Annotated in this window: 15 protein-coding genes; 7 read left to right on the top strand and 8 right to left on the bottom strand. The window is 60.8% G+C overall.

The window, feature by feature from the left end; all coding sequences use genetic code 11:
- Positions 1-196 precede the first annotated feature (196 nt).
- Positions 197-886: a class I SAM-dependent methyltransferase gene (locus tag A6764_RS06030; protein ID WP_065067064.1), complete on the top strand. Its 690-nt coding sequence runs from the start codon at positions 197-199 to the stop codon at positions 884-886.
- A 47-nt stretch (positions 887-933) separates the two neighbouring features.
- Here A6764_RS06030 and A6764_RS06025 read toward each other — a convergent pair whose 3' ends face one another.
- Positions 934-2,358, bottom strand: a complete 1,425-nt coding sequence (locus A6764_RS06025; protein WP_065067065.1) for a hypothetical protein — start codon at positions 2,356-2,358, stop codon at positions 934-936.
- 469 nt (positions 2,359-2,827) lie between these two features.
- The gene (locus tag A6764_RS06020) at positions 2,828-3,592 is read right to left on the bottom strand and encodes a hypothetical protein (RefSeq protein ID WP_029098596.1); all 765 of its coding nucleotides are present in this window, start codon (positions 3,590-3,592) and stop codon (positions 2,828-2,830) included.
- A gap of 88 nt (positions 3,593-3,680) precedes the next feature.
- Between A6764_RS06020 and A6764_RS06015 the strand changes: the two genes are divergently transcribed.
- Complete coding sequence (locus A6764_RS06015) at positions 3,681-5,087, top strand: RsmB/NOP family class I SAM-dependent RNA methyltransferase (RefSeq protein ID WP_264622449.1); 1,407 nt, start codon at positions 3,681-3,683, stop codon at positions 5,085-5,087.
- 104 nt (positions 5,088-5,191) lie between these two features.
- Here A6764_RS06015 and A6764_RS06010 read toward each other — a convergent pair whose 3' ends face one another.
- From A6764_RS06010 to A6764_RS05985, 6 genes are all read right to left on the bottom strand, one after another.
- Entirely contained in the window at positions 5,192-5,434 is a 243-nt protein-coding gene (locus A6764_RS06010) for a hypothetical protein (RefSeq protein WP_029098594.1), read from the bottom strand.
- Positions 5,435-5,639: 205 nt separating this feature from the next.
- Entirely contained in the window at positions 5,640-7,046 is a 1,407-nt protein-coding gene (locus tag A6764_RS06005; protein ID WP_065067066.1) for a DEAD/DEAH box helicase, read from the bottom strand.
- 103 nt (positions 7,047-7,149) lie between these two features.
- Entirely contained in the window at positions 7,150-8,586 is a 1,437-nt protein-coding gene (gene pepV / locus A6764_RS06000; protein ID WP_065067067.1) for a dipeptidase PepV, read from the bottom strand.
- On the bottom strand, positions 8,573-9,313 hold the full coding sequence (locus tag A6764_RS05995; protein ID WP_029098592.1) for a GTP pyrophosphokinase: 741 nt from the start codon (positions 9,311-9,313) through the stop codon (positions 8,573-8,575). Before A6764_RS05995 ends, pepV begins: the two co-directional genes overlap by 14 nt.
- Positions 9,314-9,494: 181 nt before the next feature.
- A complete protein-coding gene (locus tag A6764_RS05990; protein ID WP_035299759.1) occupies positions 9,495-11,579 on the bottom strand; it encodes a methyl-accepting chemotaxis protein in 2,085 nt (694 codons plus the stop codon).
- A 207-nt stretch (positions 11,580-11,786) separates the two neighbouring features.
- Positions 11,787-12,266, bottom strand: coding sequence for an N-acetyltransferase (locus tag A6764_RS05985; RefSeq protein ID WP_029098590.1), 480 nt, complete (start codon positions 12,264-12,266; stop codon positions 11,787-11,789).
- A 194-nt stretch (positions 12,267-12,460) separates the two neighbouring features.
- Between A6764_RS05985 and A6764_RS05980 the strand changes: the two genes are divergently transcribed.
- The 5 genes from A6764_RS05980 (at position 12,461) to A6764_RS05960 (ending at position 18,192) form a co-directional block, all read left to right on the top strand.
- Positions 12,461-13,051, top strand: a complete 591-nt coding sequence (locus A6764_RS05980; protein ID WP_029098589.1) for a TetR/AcrR family transcriptional regulator — start codon at positions 12,461-12,463, stop codon at positions 13,049-13,051.
- Between the two features lie 158 nt (positions 13,052-13,209).
- Positions 13,210-15,702 carry a U32 family peptidase gene (locus tag A6764_RS05975; RefSeq protein ID WP_065067068.1) on the top strand — a complete coding sequence of 831 codons (2,493 nt, stop codon included), beginning with the start codon at positions 13,210-13,212 and terminating at the stop codon, positions 15,700-15,702.
- A gap of 59 nt (positions 15,703-15,761) precedes the next feature.
- Positions 15,762-15,992, top strand: coding sequence for a DUF1128 domain-containing protein (locus A6764_RS05970; RefSeq protein WP_029098587.1), 231 nt, complete (start codon positions 15,762-15,764; stop codon positions 15,990-15,992).
- 177 nt (positions 15,993-16,169) lie between these two features.
- Positions 16,170-16,688 carry a cupin domain-containing protein gene (locus A6764_RS05965; protein ID WP_255309671.1) on the top strand — a complete coding sequence of 173 codons (519 nt, stop codon included), beginning with the start codon at positions 16,170-16,172 and terminating at the stop codon, positions 16,686-16,688.
- Positions 16,689-16,914: 226 nt separating this feature from the next.
- Positions 16,915-18,192 carry an MFS transporter gene (locus tag A6764_RS05960; protein ID WP_065067070.1) on the top strand — a complete coding sequence of 426 codons (1,278 nt, stop codon included), beginning with the start codon at positions 16,915-16,917 and terminating at the stop codon, positions 18,190-18,192.
- Positions 18,193-18,248 lie beyond the last annotated feature (56 nt).

The raw sequence follows: 18,248 nt of genomic DNA, 5'->3' as shown, positions 1-18,248 counted from the left end.
TTATCATGAGCGTACATGGAAAGCGTTTTCTCCCGCAAGAACACCGGATAACGCGCAGACGCGCGAACGCTTTCATTCAATAAAGTACGCGGCTGCAGCCGCTCCTGGTACAATGAAGAAGAAAGTTTGCCCGAAGTGAAGTTTTTCCGAAAAGCGATGGGAGACACGTCGATTGCGAAAGGGGTTGGAGGTTGACATGAATCAATGGAGCGTCGAGGCGGCAAAACAGTGGAATCAATTTGCCGCCGACTGGCATGCGCGCAGCGGAGCCATGTGGGAAACGGGCAGCCGCCGCACCGTTTTGCCGATGTTTATGCGGCATGTCCGGCCGGAAGCGGGACCGGTACTGGATGCCGGCTGCGGGGACGGCTACGCCAGCTTCAAACTGGCCGCAAACGGCTATCGGGTGGAAGGCGTGGACATTGCCGAGGAAATGATCCGGTTGGCAAACGAACGGGTACGCGGAAAGGATTGGCCCGTCCGGTTTCAGACCGGCGACGTCTCGTCGCTGCCGTTTGCCGACGCCAGCTTTGGCGGCATTCTCTGCATCAACGTGACCGAGTTCACGCCATCGCCGCTGGCCGCCCTGCGCGAGCTGCACCGTCTGCTCACCCCCGGCGGCGTGCTGCTCCTGGGCATACTCGGCCCCACGGCCGGCCCGCGGGCCCACAGCTACCGGCGCCTGTACGGCGAAGAGACGATCCAGAACACGATGATGCCGTGGGAAGCCAGGCAGTTGGCCGCCGAAAACGGCTTTCAGCTTCTGGAAGAGGTGCCGGTCTACAAGGACGGCGTGCCCGCCGAGCTGGCCGGCCGTCTTTCGGCGGAACTGCGGGAAGCCCTCAGTTTCATGACCCTGTTTGCGCTGGAGAAAGCGCCTTGCTGAAAGAAAAACAAACAGAGGTGCCCGCGCGGCACCTCGCTGTTGCTCGCCTACTCCGGAAACGGATTGACCACCCCGTTGGCGTCCATCCACGCCCGCTTGCTGCGTATCAGCCGGTCGAGCTCCGGCTCTTCCCGGCCGTACACGGTCCCATACAGCCTCTGCGTCTCCCGCAGGTCATTGTAGGTCAGATAGGGATAGTCGGTACGGCCGAACGATCCGTCGGGGAATCGCGCATAGTAGAGGTCTCCGTTCGGCGCCACCCACTTGGCGCCCAGATTGACGACGCCATTCAGCATGATCGCCGCCAGTTCCCTGTCGGTCGGATTGCCAAACTGCACGTACATGTTCAGCAGGAAGTTGATCTCCGCCAACTGGTGATTGAGCGAAACGTGGGTCTTTCGGTTCCCGCCGGGGTGGGCGTAATCGGCCACCAGCCACCCGACATTCACGCCGTCGACGACGAAGTGGTGGCGGGCCGCATAATCGCGGAAAAAGGCCGCGTACTTTTGCGCCGCCTGACAAAAGCGGGCGTCCCTGTACTGCCTGCAGCCCTCCAGCATCAGTTCGGCCGCGCCCGTGTTGAACCGGGTGTCAAAAAACCCGTCCGGGATGCCGTACTCCTGCCACAGCCATTCCGACAGCGGAAGCGTCTTCCAGTACCCCTCCGCTTCCTGATTCTGCACCGACGTATCCAGCATGACGTACGCCATGTCCTCGGCCGCCCGGCTTTGACCGGTGAACAGCAGGGAGCGCAGCACGTAGTTTTCGGGAATGCGCCAGTACGCGTCTGGGGAAGAGGGAACATAGGTGCTCGGCGATTGGTAGTAGTACCCGTCGTACAGCCACTTTGCCTTGCGCTGCAGATCGAGCGCCAGCCAGATGGAGGCGAACTGCTCCCTTTCCCAGGGAACCAGCGGATGGCTGGATTCCAGCGCCCACATCTCGCTGACCAATCCGGCTTGGACCGGCATCCGGATCTCCAGCGCAAAACCGCCCGCCTGTTTGTGCACGGCTATCGGCAAAAAATGCTCCCGCTTCTCTTCGATCGTCCCCCTGCCCAACGGCCGGTAGACGATCGGCGCACCAATCCAGACGTGACGGTCGGGCGTTTCGAGAAAGCCGGGCGCGTTGGGCAGTTGGGCCGTCTCCTCCAGGTTGACGACGCTCCAGACGGGCTTTTGCGGGTCGCCGTCCGCGTACCGGATGTACCGGAACGTCCCCGTCCGGCCCGGCAGGAACAGGGAAAACGTGTACGGCTGGTCGTGTGTACCCGCTTCCAACCGTTTGACCCAGTAGCGGTCGCCGTTGGGAAACGCGTAGGTTTTTTCGTGCAGCGTCCCCCATGCCCGGGCCAGATTCGCCTCCGTCACCACCGGGATCCCCGGCTGGGGAGCGGAGGCCGCACAGGGAAGCAATGAGGTGATCAGCATGGTCGCCAACAACATCGCGAACAAAGAAAAGGACCTGATCATCGAATCCTCCTCGCGTCAGAAGTGGGGTAACCTGCCTTCATACTGCCGTCGGATGGCAGCAGCCGATGTACAAGCGAGACTGTTTCACCGTTTCCGCCGCCCTGGCGCTGGAGCCGGGGGCGGCGGAGAGCGGCGTGACGCTTCCGTCCCCCCGGCCGAAGCGGGGGGTGAGGCGCCCGGCCCCCGGTACATGCCGGAACAGCCGCTCTCCACGGGATCACGCATCCTTCTGTTTGACGCAAAACGTCCCTTCCCCGTTTCGGCTTACCGGGAAAGGGACGTTTCATCTGGGCAGGCGGCGAGGCTGCTCAGCCGTTTTTGTTTGCTTCCACTTCCAGGGCTCCTCCCGCCGGGAAGAAGCCGTTTTGCAGGCAACAGCCCATGCGAAAAAACGCTCTCCCGGTTCGGGAGAGCGTGTACTCGTTTGCTCTCTATGCTGGTTTCTCATCAGTTTCTCCGCCGCCGACCGCTACAGCGGATGAGCGTCGTCGCGGTGCGCAAACACGCGGGACTCCATCACACCGGGATGCTGTTTGGCCAGGACGAGCAGGTTTTCCAGGTAGTAGTAGTGGCTTTCCAACAGCTCCACGTCCTTGCGGGTAATCGTTTTGGCCTGCAGGTACTGCTGCATCTCCAGAACGCAGCGCTCCATCTTGTCGGCGAAGTCGTTCGCCCTCAGCATCTGCTCCACCTCGGGGTAGGCGGACTTCAGGCGGTTGATCTCCCCGTGCACCTTGGTCCCCTCCAGAATGATCTGGTACGCCGCCCGTTCGTGGGAGGCCGCGGTGGCCAGTTCCTCCTCCCGACGAGCCGCGCGCAAAGCGGACAAGTACGTGATAAAATGGTACACAGTTAAAAATAATGGCCCCAAAAATAAAATGATCCCCGCTTTGTAGACGTGTTGGTTGGACATGTTGCTGATCAGCAGGAACAGGTGAAACAAAATCGCTCCCAGCCACGCGTAAATGATGACCTGATGATTCACCTTGCCCGCTTCCTGCTGGCGGGAAAAGACGAACGTCAGGCCCAGCAGGTAAAAGGCGAGCAGCGTAAAACTGGCGCTGAACAGCGCCATCTCCATATCCTGCAGCCAGGCTGCATCGGCGGGAATGTCGATCAGAAACTCAAAGGCGAGCACCAGCAGTGAGAAGAGCAGGCCCATGATCCAGAACCGGCTCACTTCCGAGTCGTTGCGCCGGCGCGAGCGGTGCCGTTCCGCGCGGGATTCTCTCAATTGTTCTCACCTCACATCCTGAAATGATTCGCCACGATTCTCCCTTTTCCTCTCGGGGCCCGTCGAAATCTGACATCGGAGGCTGACCATGAGATCACTGCCCACCGCTTTTGTCGAGCGGATGAAAACGCTGTTGAAAGACGAGTACGACGCTTTTGCCGCCGGCTTTGACCAGCCGCCCAGCCAAGGGCTGCGGATCAATCCGCTGAAAATCGACAGGGAGCGCTTTTTGCAGCTCTCCCCGTTTGCCCTCGAACCGGTTCCCTGGTGTCCGGAGGGCTTTCGCTATGCCGAAGGGGAACGCCCCGGCAAACACCCGTACCACGCTGCAGGCCTGTACTACCTGCAGGAGCCCAGCGCCATGTCGCCGGCCGAAGCGCTGCAGGTGAAGCCGGGCGAGACCGTGCTCGACCTGTGCGCCGCACCAGGCGGAAAAACGACCCAACTCGCCGCCGCGCTGCGCGGTCAGGGGCTGTTGGTCGCCAACGAAATTCATCCCGTCCGGGCCAAGGCGCTCTCGGAAAACGTGGAGCGGCTCGGCATCGCCAACGCCATTGTCACCAACGAGACGCCGGAACGGTTGGCCGAGCGGTTTCCCCGCTTCTTTGACCGCATCCTGGTAGACGCTCCCTGCTCCGGCGAAGGAATGTTTCGCAAGCTGCCGGAAGCGATTGACGACTGGTCGCCGGAAAAGGTGGCGGAGTGTCACCGCATCCAGCAGGAGATTCTGGACGCCGCGGCGGCCATGCTGAAACCGGGCGGGACGCTGGTCTATTCCACCTGCACGTTCGCACCGCTGGAAAACGAACAGTCGATCGCGTCCTTTCTCGCCCGCAACCCGGGGTTTGCCCTGACCTCTCTGCCCCACCCCGAGTGGTTCGCGCCCGGTGTACCCGAGTGGGCGGAGCCGCCGCTTCCGGAACTCGCCCGCTCGGCGCGGCTCTGGCCGCACCGCCTCGACGGGGAAGGCCATTACCTGGCCAAACTATGCAAAGAGACGGACGACGAGGGGGACGCCCCCTCCAGGCGGCGCAGGGAAAAGCGCGGGAAAACGGCGGCAGCCGGACGGAAGGAAGCGATTGCCGCGTGGCGCACGTTCGCGGCCCAGTCCCTGCCCGGCGTGGCGGAACGATATGCCGACGACGCCGCCTTCCTGCTGTTTGGCGACCAGTTGTATGTCACCCCGGCGCCTGACCTTGATCTGGACGGTCTGAAAGTGGTGCGGGCTGGTCTTCACCTCGGCACCGTGAAAAAGAACCGGCTGGAACCGGCCCACGCGCTGGCGCTGGCCGTCCCCCAAGAGGCCGCCGCACGCACGGCTGCGTTTGCGGCGGATGACCCCGAGCTGCTGCGCTACTTGAAGGGAGAGGCGTTGGCCCGCGACGGCGAAAACGGCTGGACGCTGGTCACCGTGGACGGGTTTCCGCTCGGCTGGGGCAAGCAGGCGGACGGACAGTTGAAAAACCATTATCCCAAAGGGCTGCGCTGGCTGTGATCCCCAAGAGGCCCGACGGGAGGCCGATGTCGGCCCGCAAACGGAAAACGGCCCACCGCTGGCGAGCAGGCACTCGCGCGGTGGGCTGCCGCTTTTCTTGCTGTTTACCGGCCCGGCCGGCGGCGGTCGTTGTCCACCATCGTCAGCGAGCCGCTTTTGATGTAGCGCAAAATGTTGGAGATGGAGATGCCGGTCGCGTTGGCAATCTGCATGGCGTTGGAGTTGGGGTGGCTGCGCAGGTAGTTCCGTACGATCCGGTATTCGTCGAGCTCGCACTGCATGCAGGTTGGACCGGACGATTCGTGAAGCGGTATCGGATGACCGCATTGGCTGCAAATTTGACTCATCGTGTTTCTCCTCACACCTTGTGTTGACCCTTCTTGGGCTGGCAGGCCCGGGCCACATCCCTCCCGTTTATTGTACCCGTTTCAAGCCGTCAGGAAAAGCTTGGGCGAAAAGGCTGCCTCCTCCTGCGGACATTTGGCCGGCCCACGCAAAAAAGCAGTCCATCCCAATTGGACTGCTTTCCTCGCGGTGGTTTCCCGCCTGCGGTTATCCCCTGCCGCGCGTTTTTTTGCCGGCCGCCTTCCCCGCCTTGCGGGCTGCCTTTGCCTCTTGGCGACGGCGGTTTTTCTCGTACAGGGTCTTCAGCTCTTCCAGTTCCCGCGCCAGCTTTTTCTTGTAGCCCGGCTTCACTTTGAGCTTCTTTTTCAGGGCCTCACGGACGGGGGCAAGCTGCTTTTCCTTTTCCTTCAACTGCTCTTTGGCTTTTTGCTCGCGCAGTTGGGCAAAGTACGCTTCCCGCTCCTCGGCCCGCTTGCGGCGGCCGGCGTCCAGATGGCGGCCCGCCACCAGCAGTTTTTCTTCGATCGGCGCCTTGGTCGCCTTGGCGAAGCGGGTCATGATGCCCTTTTGGCGGGGGGAGACGAGGGAGATGGCCGTTCCCTTCTGCCCCGCCCGTCCGGTGCGGCCGACGCGGTGGATGTAGCTCTCCACGTCATTGGGGACGTCGTAGTTGACGACGTGCGTCACCCCTTCCACGTCCAGACCGCGGGCGGCGATGTCGGTTGCCACCAGATACTGAAACTTGATGTCGCGGAACTGCTTCATCAGTTGTTCCCGCTTGTTCTGCGACAGGTCGCCGTACAGCGCTTCCGCCGCGAAGCCGTTCTCCTGCAGGCGGGCCGTCAGCTGCTGGACGCGCGCCTGGGTGTTGGCAAAGACGATGCAGAGATACGGGTTCTCCCGCTCCAACAGGTCCACCAGCGCGTCCATCTTGTCGCTCTGATTGACCACGTAGTAGATCTGCTCGATGCTCTCCACCGTCTTCTGCTTCGCCTCGATCCGGATGTGGGGCGGCTGCTTCATGAAGTACTGCGCCAGCTTTTTCACCGAATCCGGCATGGTGGCGGAGAACAGCAGCATTTGCCGCTGCTGCGGCGTCCCCTCGATAATCTCGTGGACCTCCTCGAGAAAGCCCATCTCCATCATCTTGTCCGCCTCGTCCAGCACCAGCGTGGAGATGCGGCCGAAGTGAAGGGAGCCCCGCCTCATGTGGTCCAGCACCCGCCCCGGGGTGCCGACGACGATGTGGACGGTCTGCTTGAGCTTGCTCAACTGCCGCTCAATATCCGTCCCGCCGTGCAGCGACAGCACGTTGACGTCCAGGTATTTGCCCAGCTTCTCCACATCTTCGGCAATCTGGATCGACAGCTCGCGGGTCGGCGTGAGAATCAGCGCCTGAATGTCCCGTTTGCCCGGCTGCAGCCGCTCCAGGATCGGCAGCACAAACGCGGCGGTCTTGCCCGTCCCCGTCTGCGCCTGACCGATCACGTCCTTTCCTTCCAGGATGAGGGGGATCGCCTCCGCCTGAATCGGCGTCGGCTCTTTATAAAACAGGTCGTGAATGCCCTGCATCAGCTCCGGTCGAAAGCCAAACATCGCAAACGTTTTCGCCATGGTGATCACTTCCTTTCACATCCTTTAATAGTATGACAGTCTTGCCAAAAAAACAACAAAAGGCGGCCGGCTGCGGAATTTCCGCAACGTGCCGCCTGCGTAATCATTTCGCCAGTTCGTAAATGGCCTGGGCGTAGATCGCCGTCGCCTTGATCAGATCATCCACCCGAATGTGCTCGTCCCGCTGGTGGGCGCTGTCCGGCCGGCCCGGGAACAGCGGCCCGAACGCCACCCCTACCACCAGCGAACGGCCGTACGTGGCCCCGCCGATGGCGATGATCTCGGCCTCCTGCCCGGTCTGCTCCGTGTACACCCGCTGCAGCGTGGTGACCAGCGGATGCTGCGGGTCAACCCGATGAGGCTTCAGGTGCTCCACCACCTCCAGCGAAAAAGCCGCTTCCGCCAGCCGCTCCTCCAGAATCGCCCTCCACCGTTCAAACGGCTGGGAATGCGGATAGCGGATATTGACGCCAAACACGGCATCCCCGTCCGCTTCGTAGCGGATCACGCCGGTGTTGAGGGTGAGCGGTCCCATCTCCTCGTCGTCGTGGGCAATGCCGATCGCTTCCCCGTAGTGCTGCCGATGGAGATAGCGATCCGTAAAACGGGCGAACTGCCGGGCCCGTTCGTCCAGTTCCAGGCCGGCCAAAAAGTGAAGCAGTTCCGTGCCCGCGTTTACCCCCTTGCTCGGATCCATGGCGTGAACGGAAACGCCCTCCATGCGCAATAGCACCTGACCGCCGCGCACGTCCGCCTCTCCGCTCAGACCGGTATCCCGCAGGTACGCGCGATAGCGCTCCGCCAGTTCCTCGCCCGTCATGGCGAGCGGCTCCAGCGTCGCCTCCGCCTTGTCCGGCACCATGTTCATGCGAAGGCCGGCCGACAGCGCCAGCAGTTTGGCGTCCGGCCGGGCAGCGGGCGGACGCTGCTGCGCCGCATACGCGTCCGCAGTCTGCGTCAGCGTCAGGTCGGTCAGCCCTTTTTCCGCGTAGATCAGCGGAAAGTCGGCGTCCGGCGTAAAGCCCATCGTCGGCATTTCTTCCGTTTGGAAATAGGTTTTCACACACTGCCAGTTGGACTCCTCGTCCGTGCCGAAGATGAGCCTCACCCGCTTGGACAGCGGCAGCCCCAGTTCCTTGACGATTTTGGCGGCAAAGATGGCGGCCATGGCCGGCCCCTTGTCGTCGATCGCGCCGCGGGCCACGATCTTGCCGTCCACGATTTCGGCCGCATAGGGCGGCGAGCTCCAGCCGTCCCCTTCCGGCACCACGTCGACGTGACTGAGGATGCCGATCAGTTCCTCGCCCTCGCCAAACTCGGCATGGGCGGCGTACCCCCCGACATCCTTGACCGTCATGCCGGCGTCGGCGCACACCTTGAGCGCGTAGTCAAGCGCCCGGCGGATGCCTTCGCCGAACGGCGCGCCGTCCCGGGCGGTCGCCGGATCGAGCACGCTTTTGATTTGCAGAAATTCCCGCACGGCGGCAAGCAGTTCGTCTTTCCGCTTTTCCGTCTCTTCCAGCCAATTAACGCTCGTCATCCTTCGTTTTCGTCCCTTCTGTCGTCGTACTGTCGTCTTCTGCCGCCTGTGCCGCGTCCAGATCCAAATCCAGCTCCACCAGCGAAATGAGCGACTCCATCGGCACCTCCTGCGCGGTGAACTCCACCTGCGCCTCCTTGATCTCTTCGCGGATGTTGTTCATTTCGCTGTCCAGCTTGTAGGACGCTTTGGCCGCCTCGATCAGGCGCTGCCGGATGGCGGACGGGATGAGCCCCTCGTATTTGTAGTTGAGAGAGTGCTCGATGGTCGCCCAAAAGTTCATGCCCAGCGTACGGATCTGGATTTCCACCGGAATGGTGACCTGTCCGCGCGCCGTCATCAACGGATATTCCACAGCCAGGTGATACCCTCTGTACCCGCTTTCCTTCGGTTTGGAGACGTAATCTTTCTCCAGGTAGATGCGCATGTCGCTTCGCTGTCGTATCATTTCCACGACGGCCGGAATGTCATCGATAAACTGGCAGATGATCCGGATCCCCGCAATGTCCCTGAGCTCCCAGCAGATGTTCTCGTCGATGGGAAACTGCAGGCGGTTCGCCTTGTTGTAAATGCTCGGGATGGACTTGACCCGTCCCGTGACGAACTCGATGGGGGAGTGTTCCTTGCGCTTGCGCAGCTCGTTGCGGATGTTTTTCAGCTTGACCTTGATTTCTTCCACGGCTTGTTCGAACGGTAGCAGATATAGTTCCCAATCTAGTTTGTGCACGCTAGTTCCCTCCGGCCCGAAACTCCATCGTCCTTATGATTCAACATTTTGGGGGAGATATCCTCCCATAAAGAGAAAAGAGACCGCATCTCGGGTCTCTCCATCCAGGCACGGCGCGATTTTTGGGAAAGCGGCGAAGGAACCGGGTCCGTCCCTTCGCCAACCGTTGCGGCCGTTCCCGCTATTCTTTTATGTCGTCCAGACGGAACGCCGTCAGCGAGCTGCTCAGCCGCTCCGCCAGCACGGCCAGTTGGTCTGCGGAAGCCACGATCAGCTCCATCGCCGCGTTCTGCTCCTCGACGGCGGCGGAGATGCCCTGCACCCCGGCGGCCGCCTCCCGGGAAGCGGCCGACACCTCCTGGGCGACCGCCACCACCTGCTGCGCGTCCGGAGCCATCCGGGCAAACGCCTGGCTGACGCCTTCCATTTCCGCGGAGACGCGGCGGATATTTTGTTCAATCCGGCGAAACATCTCGTCCGACTGTCCGGCGGTCCGCCTGCCTTCCGCCACCGTGCGGGTGCCGTCGTCCATCTGCTCCACGATGGCGGCCGTACTTCTCTGGATCTCGTTGATCATCGCCACGATCTGCTGCGCCGCCGCGTTCGTCCCTTCGGCCAGCTTGCGTACTTCCCCCGCGACTACCGCAAACCCCTTGCCGTGTTCGCCGGCGCGTGCCGCCTCGATGCCCGCGTTGAGCGCGAGCAGGTTGGTCTGCCGGGCGATCTCCGTGATTACGGCGATAATCTGCGAGATGTCACGCGATCGCTGCTCCAGCCGGTGTACCGTCTGCGTGGTGGCCGTCACCGCCCGGTCGATCTCCTCCATGCTGGCGATGACCGCTTCCACCGCCTGCCGCCCCGCTTCGGCGTCGCCCTTCATCTCGCGCGACGAAAGCGTAACCTGCTCCACGTGGCTGGTCACGCTGTTGACGCTCGCGGTCAGCGCCTCCGCCAAATGCAGCGTGTGCCCCATTTTGTCCACCTGCCTGTCGGCCGACGCCGACACGTCCTCCACAACCCGGGTGATCTGCTCGCTGGAGGAGGCGATTTCCGCGGTATTGCCGTGAATCTCGCGGACAGATTCCGTCACCGAAGCAGCCGCCTGCCGCACCTGCCGCAAAATGTCATGAAGCTGTTCCCGCATGGCGAGCAGGGAACGGGCCAGCTCCCCCAGTTCGTCCGAGCGCTTCAGGAGCTTCGCGGGAAAGGGAGCGGTAAAATCCCCCCGGCCGATCTGCCCGGCGATGGACAGCATGCCGGCGAACGAGCGGCGCAGACCGGCAGCGGCCCCCCAGGCGATGGCCACCACCAGCACAAGTACAATGCCGTTAAACGCCACAATGGCGTTCCGAATCTGATTGGGCCCGGCCATGATCTCCGTCATGTCCATCTCCGCCAGGATGGCCCAGTTGAGCTTGCCCACCTGCACCCGGTCGTAGGCGACCAGCACCTCCTCCCCGCGATAGTCGACGGCCTGGGCCGTGCCCGCGGTACTGCCGGAAGACAGCGCCTGTTCGGCAATCGGCGTCTCCACTTTCTGGCGCAGCATCGTCTCCTGCCCGTTCCCCAATTCGGTGCGCATCAGCTTGTCCGCCCCGATCAGGTAGATTTTGCCCGTGTCACCCAACCCCTCGCGCCGGTTCAACTGGCGGGAGATGTACTCCAGGGAGACCTCCGCCGCGAGTTGTCCAATCACCGTCCCGTGAGCAAAGATCGGCGCGGCCATGAAGACGGCGGGCACGCCGCCGGACGGTTCGTAACGGCTGACGTCCGACAGTTCCAGACTGAGTCCCTTGGCCGCTTGTTTTACGGTCTGGCCCAGAGGGGTGCCGCTGTACGGGCCGCTGTACAGGTTGGTGCCGAAGTCGGCCTGCGGCTTCGTCTGGTACACCACGTCACCGTTCTCGTTGAGCAGGTACGCGTTGGCAAATCCGTAGCGGGACACCTCCATCTTCAGTTCCTTGCCCCACGTCTGCTCCGCCTCCTGGTAGGCGGGAGCCTCCCTTCCCAGCTTCCACACGCCATCGAAGGCCGCCAGCGACTGCGCCACCGAACCGGACGCCGCCAGCGTCTCCAGGTTTTTGGATCGTTCGCGGAAGTAGTTTTCCACCTGCTCCTTGTTGCTGTTGCGGAGTGCCTCCAGCGTCGCCGCGCTGCCCTCCAGCAGTTCCCGCTTGGTCTCCGTGTAGGCAAACACCCCCGCCGCCGTCAGCGGCACAATGCCGGTCAGCAGCAGAGCGATCAATACCCGCGCCCCCAGTTTCATAACATGAGCCCCCTTGCAACGACCTGTTTCTTTTTTCAAAATTCTATGAATGGTACAAATATATTACCATAGACCTAGCAAAAAATATCCAGTTTTGTCCGCTCGTGTCAGAAAAAATGGCAAAAAAAAAAGACGCGCCCGCACGACGGCCGATACAGTCTGCCGCACACACGCGTCTTTTCCTGCCGGTCGGGGGGCGGTGCCCGCCTACGCCGTCGCCGTCTCCGCGATCATCGCGATCTCGTCGCACATCGGCAGCTTGGAGCAGTTGATACAGTCCTTCCATACCTTTTGCGGCAGCGTCTCCTTGGCCACCACGCGGAATCCGCACTTTTCAAAGAACGCCTTTTGGTAGGTGAGCGCCAGCACCCGGTTGATTCCCAGCAGGCGGCACTGCTCTACGAGATGCAGCACCAACTGCTTGCCGACGCCCATGCCTTTGGCTTTCTCGGCGATGGCGAGCGAACGGATTTCCGCCAAATCCTCCCAGAGAATATGCAGGCCGGCCACTCCAATGACGCTTTCCCCGTCGTGGGCGACGATGAACGACTGCAGGTGTTCGCAGACGGAGAGTTTGGTCCGCGGCAGCATCAGCCCCTGCTGTGCATATTGATTAATAATGTCAAGCATCTGGTCGACGTCCCTCATGGTTGCCTGGCGCACGGTCAACGTCTTTGTGACACTCATTCTACACTCCCCCACTCCATCTCCTCAAAGCCTCGGTCCGAATAATAATTATTCATGATAATATATAAATATACATCCAGTCGAAAGAGAAGTCTATCCTTTTTTCCGTCAGGCCGGCTTGGACGGACAAACGCATTTCTTTTGAATGGAACAATTGTGCTATAATCACTGTAACAGAACGGAGGTGTTTCCCTTTGACGACACGCAGGGAGCGAAAAAAGCGGGAAACGCGCGACAAGATTTTCAACGCCGCGATCAAGCTGTTCAAGCAGTACGGCTTTGAAAACACGACGATTGACATGATTTCCGAAGAAGCGGACGTCGCCCGCGGCACCATCTTTCTTCACTTCACGTCAAAGGAAGCGATTCTCGCCAACTGGGGATACGAGCGGCTGCAGGAAATCGAGGAACGGCGGGAAGAGTGGGACTACGGAGACAGTTGCAAGCAGAAGGTCTTGCGGATCTATAAAATCATGAACGAGGTCAACATCCAGAATTACGATTTCATCAAGGTGCTGATCGAGTCCTCGATGAAGCACCGCAAGATCCTGGAAAACGAAAAGAACGTCTACTACGAGCTGCGGCAGCTGTTTGCAGACCTGATCGAAGAAGCGCAGGAAAAAGGGCGGCTGAAGGCGAAGTTCAATCCGCTCGTCGCTGCCAACATGCTGGAAAACATCTATTACAACGCCCTGTACGACTGGGTGCGCAGCGAAGGAGCCTGGGCCTTGGAGGAAATCATGGAGGAAAAGGTCTCCATCGTGTTTGAAGGGCTGGACGCATGAGTTCATCATGTGACCGGCCCTTCTGACGTTTTGGATGCACGGATCGCTGGAAGAATTGCCTGCCCGCCTGCGGCCGATGTTTTCCTTGCGGAGACGGTGACATTTCCCTATGATGATGGAGAAGAGCTGTTCAACACGTTGGAGGTATTCACATACACATGCGAAACGGTATCAAGCGTGAAGATATTGAGCTACTGGCTCCCGCCGGCAACTGGGAGTGTCTGCGCGCGGCCGTCGCCAACGGGGCAAACGCCGTCTACTTCGGCGTGGAAAAGTTCAACGCCCGGGCCCGCGCCGAAAACTTCCAGATGTCCGAACTGCCGGACATCATGTCGTTTTTGCACATGTACGGAGTCAAAGGGTTTCTTACCTTTAATATCCTCGTCTTTGAAAATGAATTGAAGGAAGCGCAGGAGCTGATCGAAGCCTGTATCGATGCCGGGGTGGATGCGGTCATCGTGCAGGACCTCGGCCTCGTCAAGCTGATCCGCGAAATTTCCCCCGACTTTCCCATTCACGGCTCGACCCAGATGACGATCACCTCGCCGGAAGCGGTGGAGTTTACCAAGCCGTTTGCCCTGGAGCGGGTGGTGCTGGGGCGTGAAAACTCGCTGAAGGAAATCAAGGTAATCGGCGAAAAGGCCAAGCTGCCGATGGAGGTGTTCGTGCACGGCGCACTGTGCGTCTCCTACTCCGGCCAGTGCCTCACTTCGGAAATGTGGGGCGGCCGCTCGGCCAACCGCGGCGAATGCGCCCAGGCCTGCCGCCTCCCCTACGACCTGATCGTGGACGGGGTGCAGAAGGAGATGGGCAACGTCGCCTACCTGCTGTCGCCCAAAGACCTGGCGGCGATCGACCTGGTGCCGGAACTGATCGAGGCGGGCGTCACCTCTTTCAAGATCGAAGGCCGCCTGAAGTCGCCGGAGTACGTGGCCAACGTGGTCAGCAAATACCGCGCGGCGATCGACCGCTACTTCGCCGGGCAGGACGCGGCGCCGAGCGAGCAGGACATCCGCGAGCTGCAGCAGAGCTTTTCCCGCGGCTTTACGCACGGGTTTTTGAAAGGCACAAACAACAAGACGCTTCTGGACGGTACCTTCCCGAAAAGCCGCGGCGTCTTTCTCGGCACCGTGAAAAAGGTGCTGAAGCACGCGGTGCTGGTGGAGCTGAACGCTCCCCTGAAGCGGGGCGACGGCATCGTCTTTGACGCCGGCGATCCGACACAAAAAGAGGAAGGCGGGCGCGTCTACGACATCCTCACCCGCGGCAAAAAGGTGGAGGGCGAAGTTGAGAAGGGCCTGTACGAAATCGTCATGGGGAGAAACGACGTCAACCTGCAGCGGGTCAACGTCGGCGACCGCGTCTGGAAGACGAACGACCCCGAGCTGGACAAACGGCTGCGCAAAACGTTTGAGACGGAAAAGCCGTACCGCACCTTTCCGCTCGCGGTGCACGTCGTCGGCCGGCTGGGCGAAAAGCTGTCCGTCACCTGGGTGGACAAAACCGCCGACCACGCGGTGACCGTCAAGTCGGAAATACCGCTGGAAGCGGCGCTGAAACGGCCGCTGACTCCGGAGCTGCTGTACGAGCAGTTGAGCCGGCTGGGGGGCACCCTGTTTTCCCTGAACGTGCAGGACCTGACGACGGATCTGGACGGCGACCTGATCCTGCCCGTGAGCGAACTGAACCGGATGCGGCGGGAAGCGGTGGAGCAGCTTCTCTTCCTGCGGACGAAACCGCCGGTGTACCAGAAGCGGCGCGTGGACGTCTACGCCGATGTGCCTGCCAAGCAGCCCGTGGACAAACCGCTGTTGACAGCGCTCTGCCGCTCGCTGGAGCAGGTGGAGGCGGCCGCCCAGACAGACGTCGACTTTCTGTACGCCGATTTCGAGTTCGTCAAACAGTATCCGGATGCGGTCAAGCTGGCCCACCGGTACGGCAAACCCATCGGCATCGCCACGATGCGCATCCACATGCCGGATGAAAACGGCGTGCTGGCGCTGATCGCCAGAAGCAGGCCGGACGCCATCCTCGTCCGCAACACGGGCGCGCTGTACTACTACATGTCCCGCCGCGGCGAGCTGAACATCCCGCTGATCGGCGATTTCTCGCTCAACGTGGCCAACCACAAGGCCGTCGAGCTGTTCCTGGACTGCGGCCTCAAGCGGGTGACCGCCTCGTACGATCTGAACATCCAGCAAATGGTGGACCTGCTTGGCAAAACGGATGCGTCCAAAATCGAAGTGGTGATTCACCAGCACCTGCCGATGTTCCATACGGAGCACTGCGTCTACTGCACGTTCCTCAGCCCTGGCACGGACCATACCAACTGCGGCCAGCCGTGCGAGTCCCACCGCGTCTCGCTGCGCGACCGCGTCGGATTCTCCCATCCGGTCCGCGTCGATACCGGCTGCCGCAACACGGTGTACAACGCCATCGACCAGTCGGGAGCGGAGTACCTGAATGAATTTATCAAGTTGGGCGTGGGCAGCTACCGCGTCGAGTTTTTGGAGGAAAAGCCGGAGCGTGTCAAAGAAGTGATTGACCTCTACCGCCGGGCGCTGCGCGGCGAAGTGAGCGGCACCCACGTCTGGCGGACGCTGAAAGCGACCAACCAGTTGGGCGTCACCCGCGGCCAGCTCACCAAGTAGCCCGGCACCGGTCGATACCGTCCCGGCCTTACCCATACCCTGTGAGGAGGAGATTGATTATGGCGGACCTTTCCCAGCCCACGCCGGAAAACCTGGCGACGATTATCGAAGGCATCAAGTCCAAACTGAACATGGCCAACACCGCCGTCATGCGGCCGGAGGATTTCGACCTGGTCCATTACGAAGACCTGCTGTACCTGTACAACATGGTGCAGAAAAAAGCGACCTTCAGCATCAACGAAATGACCGCCATCGTCGAAGAACTGGGCGGCATGCGAAAGCAGTCCTGACCCGGGAAACCCGCTTCGGCGATCGCTACACCCGCGCCGGGCGGGTCCCAACGCTCTCGCCCCGCTTCCTCGCTTGAAAACACGCCGTATCCGCTGTGCGGAACGGCGTGTTTCATTTGTTTCCCCAACACGTTCTCAGACCGTGCGGCACGGACCGGTTCCCCGGTCACCGACCGGATCGGGCCGTGCGTTTTTTCTCGCCCCACCCAACAGTTGAATACGCTGGACAACGTGTCCCTGCTGGACATCTTCCTCAGTGCGGGCAACATCGTGGAGCCTCATTACCATCAAAATGCTGCGGAGCTGGTGTACTGCATTTCCGGAGCGGCGAATGTTTCCTTCATCAATCCATTTACGAATTGCGTTTTTCATTATCAGATTACGCCAGGCCAAGTCGTCAACGTCCCTCAGGCCTGGTGGCACTGGGAAATCGCAACCGCCGACAACACGCATCTGCTCGCCATCTTCAATGCCCCCATCCCCGAAGTCATCCTGGGATCCGATATCCTGAGATTGACGCCCAGTGAAATATGGGCGTACACATACTGCCTGAATGAGTCCAACGTCAGAAATACGCTGGCCCCCATACAGCGTTCGACCTTCATCGGCCCTCCCTTAGGCTGTCATCAAGGTCAGGGGCAGGGCTATCAACCGTATGCCCAGCCTCCCCATCCCTATCAGCAGCATTATTGGTAACTCGTCAGCGCTGTACCGGTCATGCGCATCGCTCGATCACGGGCGATTTTTTTTGCATTCATGGCTATTCCCCGTTACCGCTTACTGTCAATGGATGGAATTTTTTCTTGACAAATGCACGAGATGCGCTATTTTACATACAGCGGATGATTTACTGCGAGAGCCGGCAAGAAAGATGATCTCATCCGTCTTCGTTTCATAAATTCAGACAGGAAGTGAGTGTGTCTTGAAGGGCCTGCCGCTCTCCCGCTTCACCGGAATGCTCGCGACCAACTCCTCATTGCGCAGCCTCTGGCTTGCCCGTGCCGTTTCCGCACTGGGCGATTATGGATACAGCGTCGCATTGATGTGGTTCGTCTACGAGCAGACACATTCCGCTCTGCAAACGGGTCTGCTGTTTATTCTCAAGTTTTTGCCCGAGCCTTTCGTGGGGCTCTATTTCGGCGTGTTGGCGGATCGCCTGAACCGAAAACGTCTCATGCAGATCGCCGACCTCATCCAGACGCTTGCCATGCTGCTGTTGGGCGTGCTGATCGCAAGCGGCTCGTTTCACATGTGGCATCTGTACGTCGTCACGATCTGCGCGTCGATGGCCGGAACGCTCTTTCGCATCGCGCAAACATCCCTGATTCCCGACCTGGTCGGCAGACATGAGCTGGTGAGCGCCAACGCCCTCCTGTCCGCAACCATGCAGGTGATGCGGATGGTCGGGGCGACGCTGGGCGGTATCCTGGTCGCGTTCGTCGGCGTGGCCGGGACCATCGAAATCAATGCGTTCTCTTTTCTGGTGTCACTGGTTTTTGTTCAACGGATCCGCAACGACGCGGCCCAGCCTGTGGCTTCTCCCACGTCCGGAACGAGCGTGATCAGCGAGATCAAGGAGGGGCTGGACTGGCTGGCGACCAACAAGATCGTGCTGCTTCTCCTGCTGTTGGGAACGCTCGCCAATGTTGCCCTCGCTCCTACCAACGTTCTGCCTTCCATGCTGATTCAACGTGATTTTCACGGAGACGCCCGGATGTTGGGCTGGTTTGAAACGTCCATTGCATTGGGGCTCTTGCTGGGCGGCGTGCTGGGCGGGACGCTCTCCCCCAAAAAAGTGGGGCGGTGGTTTATCGCCGGTTTGGGACTGGAAGCTGTCGGCATGCTGGTCGTCGCCGTCACCCCGTTCGCATGGATGGCGTATGGGGGCAATTTTCTTCTGGGGATCGGGGTCATGGTCTGCAACATTCCATTGAGCACGCTGATGCAGACGCTGATTCCCGACAGGATGCGGGGGCGGGTGAACAGCATGACGTCGATCTCGTTCAACATCTCGATCCCGATCACCTACGGCGGCATCGGCGCCCTGGCCGATGTGATCGGCGCGAAACCCAGCTATGGCTTGGGAGCGCTGCTGCTGTGCCTGTGTGCGGCAATGGGAGGAATGAATGCGGCGCTGCGATCGATCGACCTCGGTCAGGGAGCCGCTGAGGAAAAAGAGGACGCGGGACAGGCGGTTTGACGCGGAATAGGCGGTTTAACGCGGGACAGGCGGTTTGACGCAGGCACATGTGCAGC

The organism is Brevibacillus sp. WF146, assembly GCF_001673705.2.
Lineage (GTDB): Bacteria > Bacillota > Bacilli > Brevibacillales > Brevibacillaceae > Brevibacillus > Brevibacillus thermoruber.
This window is presented reverse-complemented; position numbering and strand designations above follow the sequence as displayed.

Excerpts from the sequence above, each read along its gene's own strand:
- A6764_RS06030 (WP_065067064.1), top strand. The coding sequence starts at position 197 with ATGAATCAATGGAGCGTCGAGGCGGCAAAACAGTGGAATCAATTTGCC.
- A6764_RS06025 (WP_065067065.1), bottom strand. The coding sequence starts at position 2,358 with ATGATCAGGTCCTTTTCTTTGTTCGCGATGTTGTTGGCGACCATGCTG.
- A6764_RS06015 (WP_264622449.1), top strand. The coding sequence starts at position 3,681 with ATGAGATCACTGCCCACCGCTTTTGTCGAGCGGATGAAAACGCTGTTG.
- A6764_RS06010 (WP_029098594.1), bottom strand. The coding sequence starts at position 5,434 with ATGAGTCAAATTTGCAGCCAATGCGGTCATCCGATACCGCTTCACGAA.
- A6764_RS06005 (WP_065067066.1), bottom strand. The coding sequence starts at position 7,046 with ATGGCGAAAACGTTTGCGATGTTTGGCTTTCGACCGGAGCTGATGCAG.
- pepV (WP_065067067.1), bottom strand. The coding sequence starts at position 8,586 with ATGACGAGCGTTAATTGGCTGGAAGAGACGGAAAAGCGGAAAGACGAA.
- A6764_RS05990 (WP_035299759.1), bottom strand. The coding sequence starts at position 11,579 with ATGAAACTGGGGGCGCGGGTATTGATCGCTCTGCTGCTGACCGGCATT.
- A6764_RS05985 (WP_029098590.1), bottom strand. The coding sequence starts at position 12,266 with ATGAGTGTCACAAAGACGTTGACCGTGCGCCAGGCAACCATGAGGGAC.
- A6764_RS05975 (WP_065067068.1), top strand. The coding sequence starts at position 13,210 with ATGCGAAACGGTATCAAGCGTGAAGATATTGAGCTACTGGCTCCCGCC.
- A6764_RS05970 (WP_029098587.1), top strand. The coding sequence starts at position 15,762 with ATGGCGGACCTTTCCCAGCCCACGCCGGAAAACCTGGCGACGATTATC.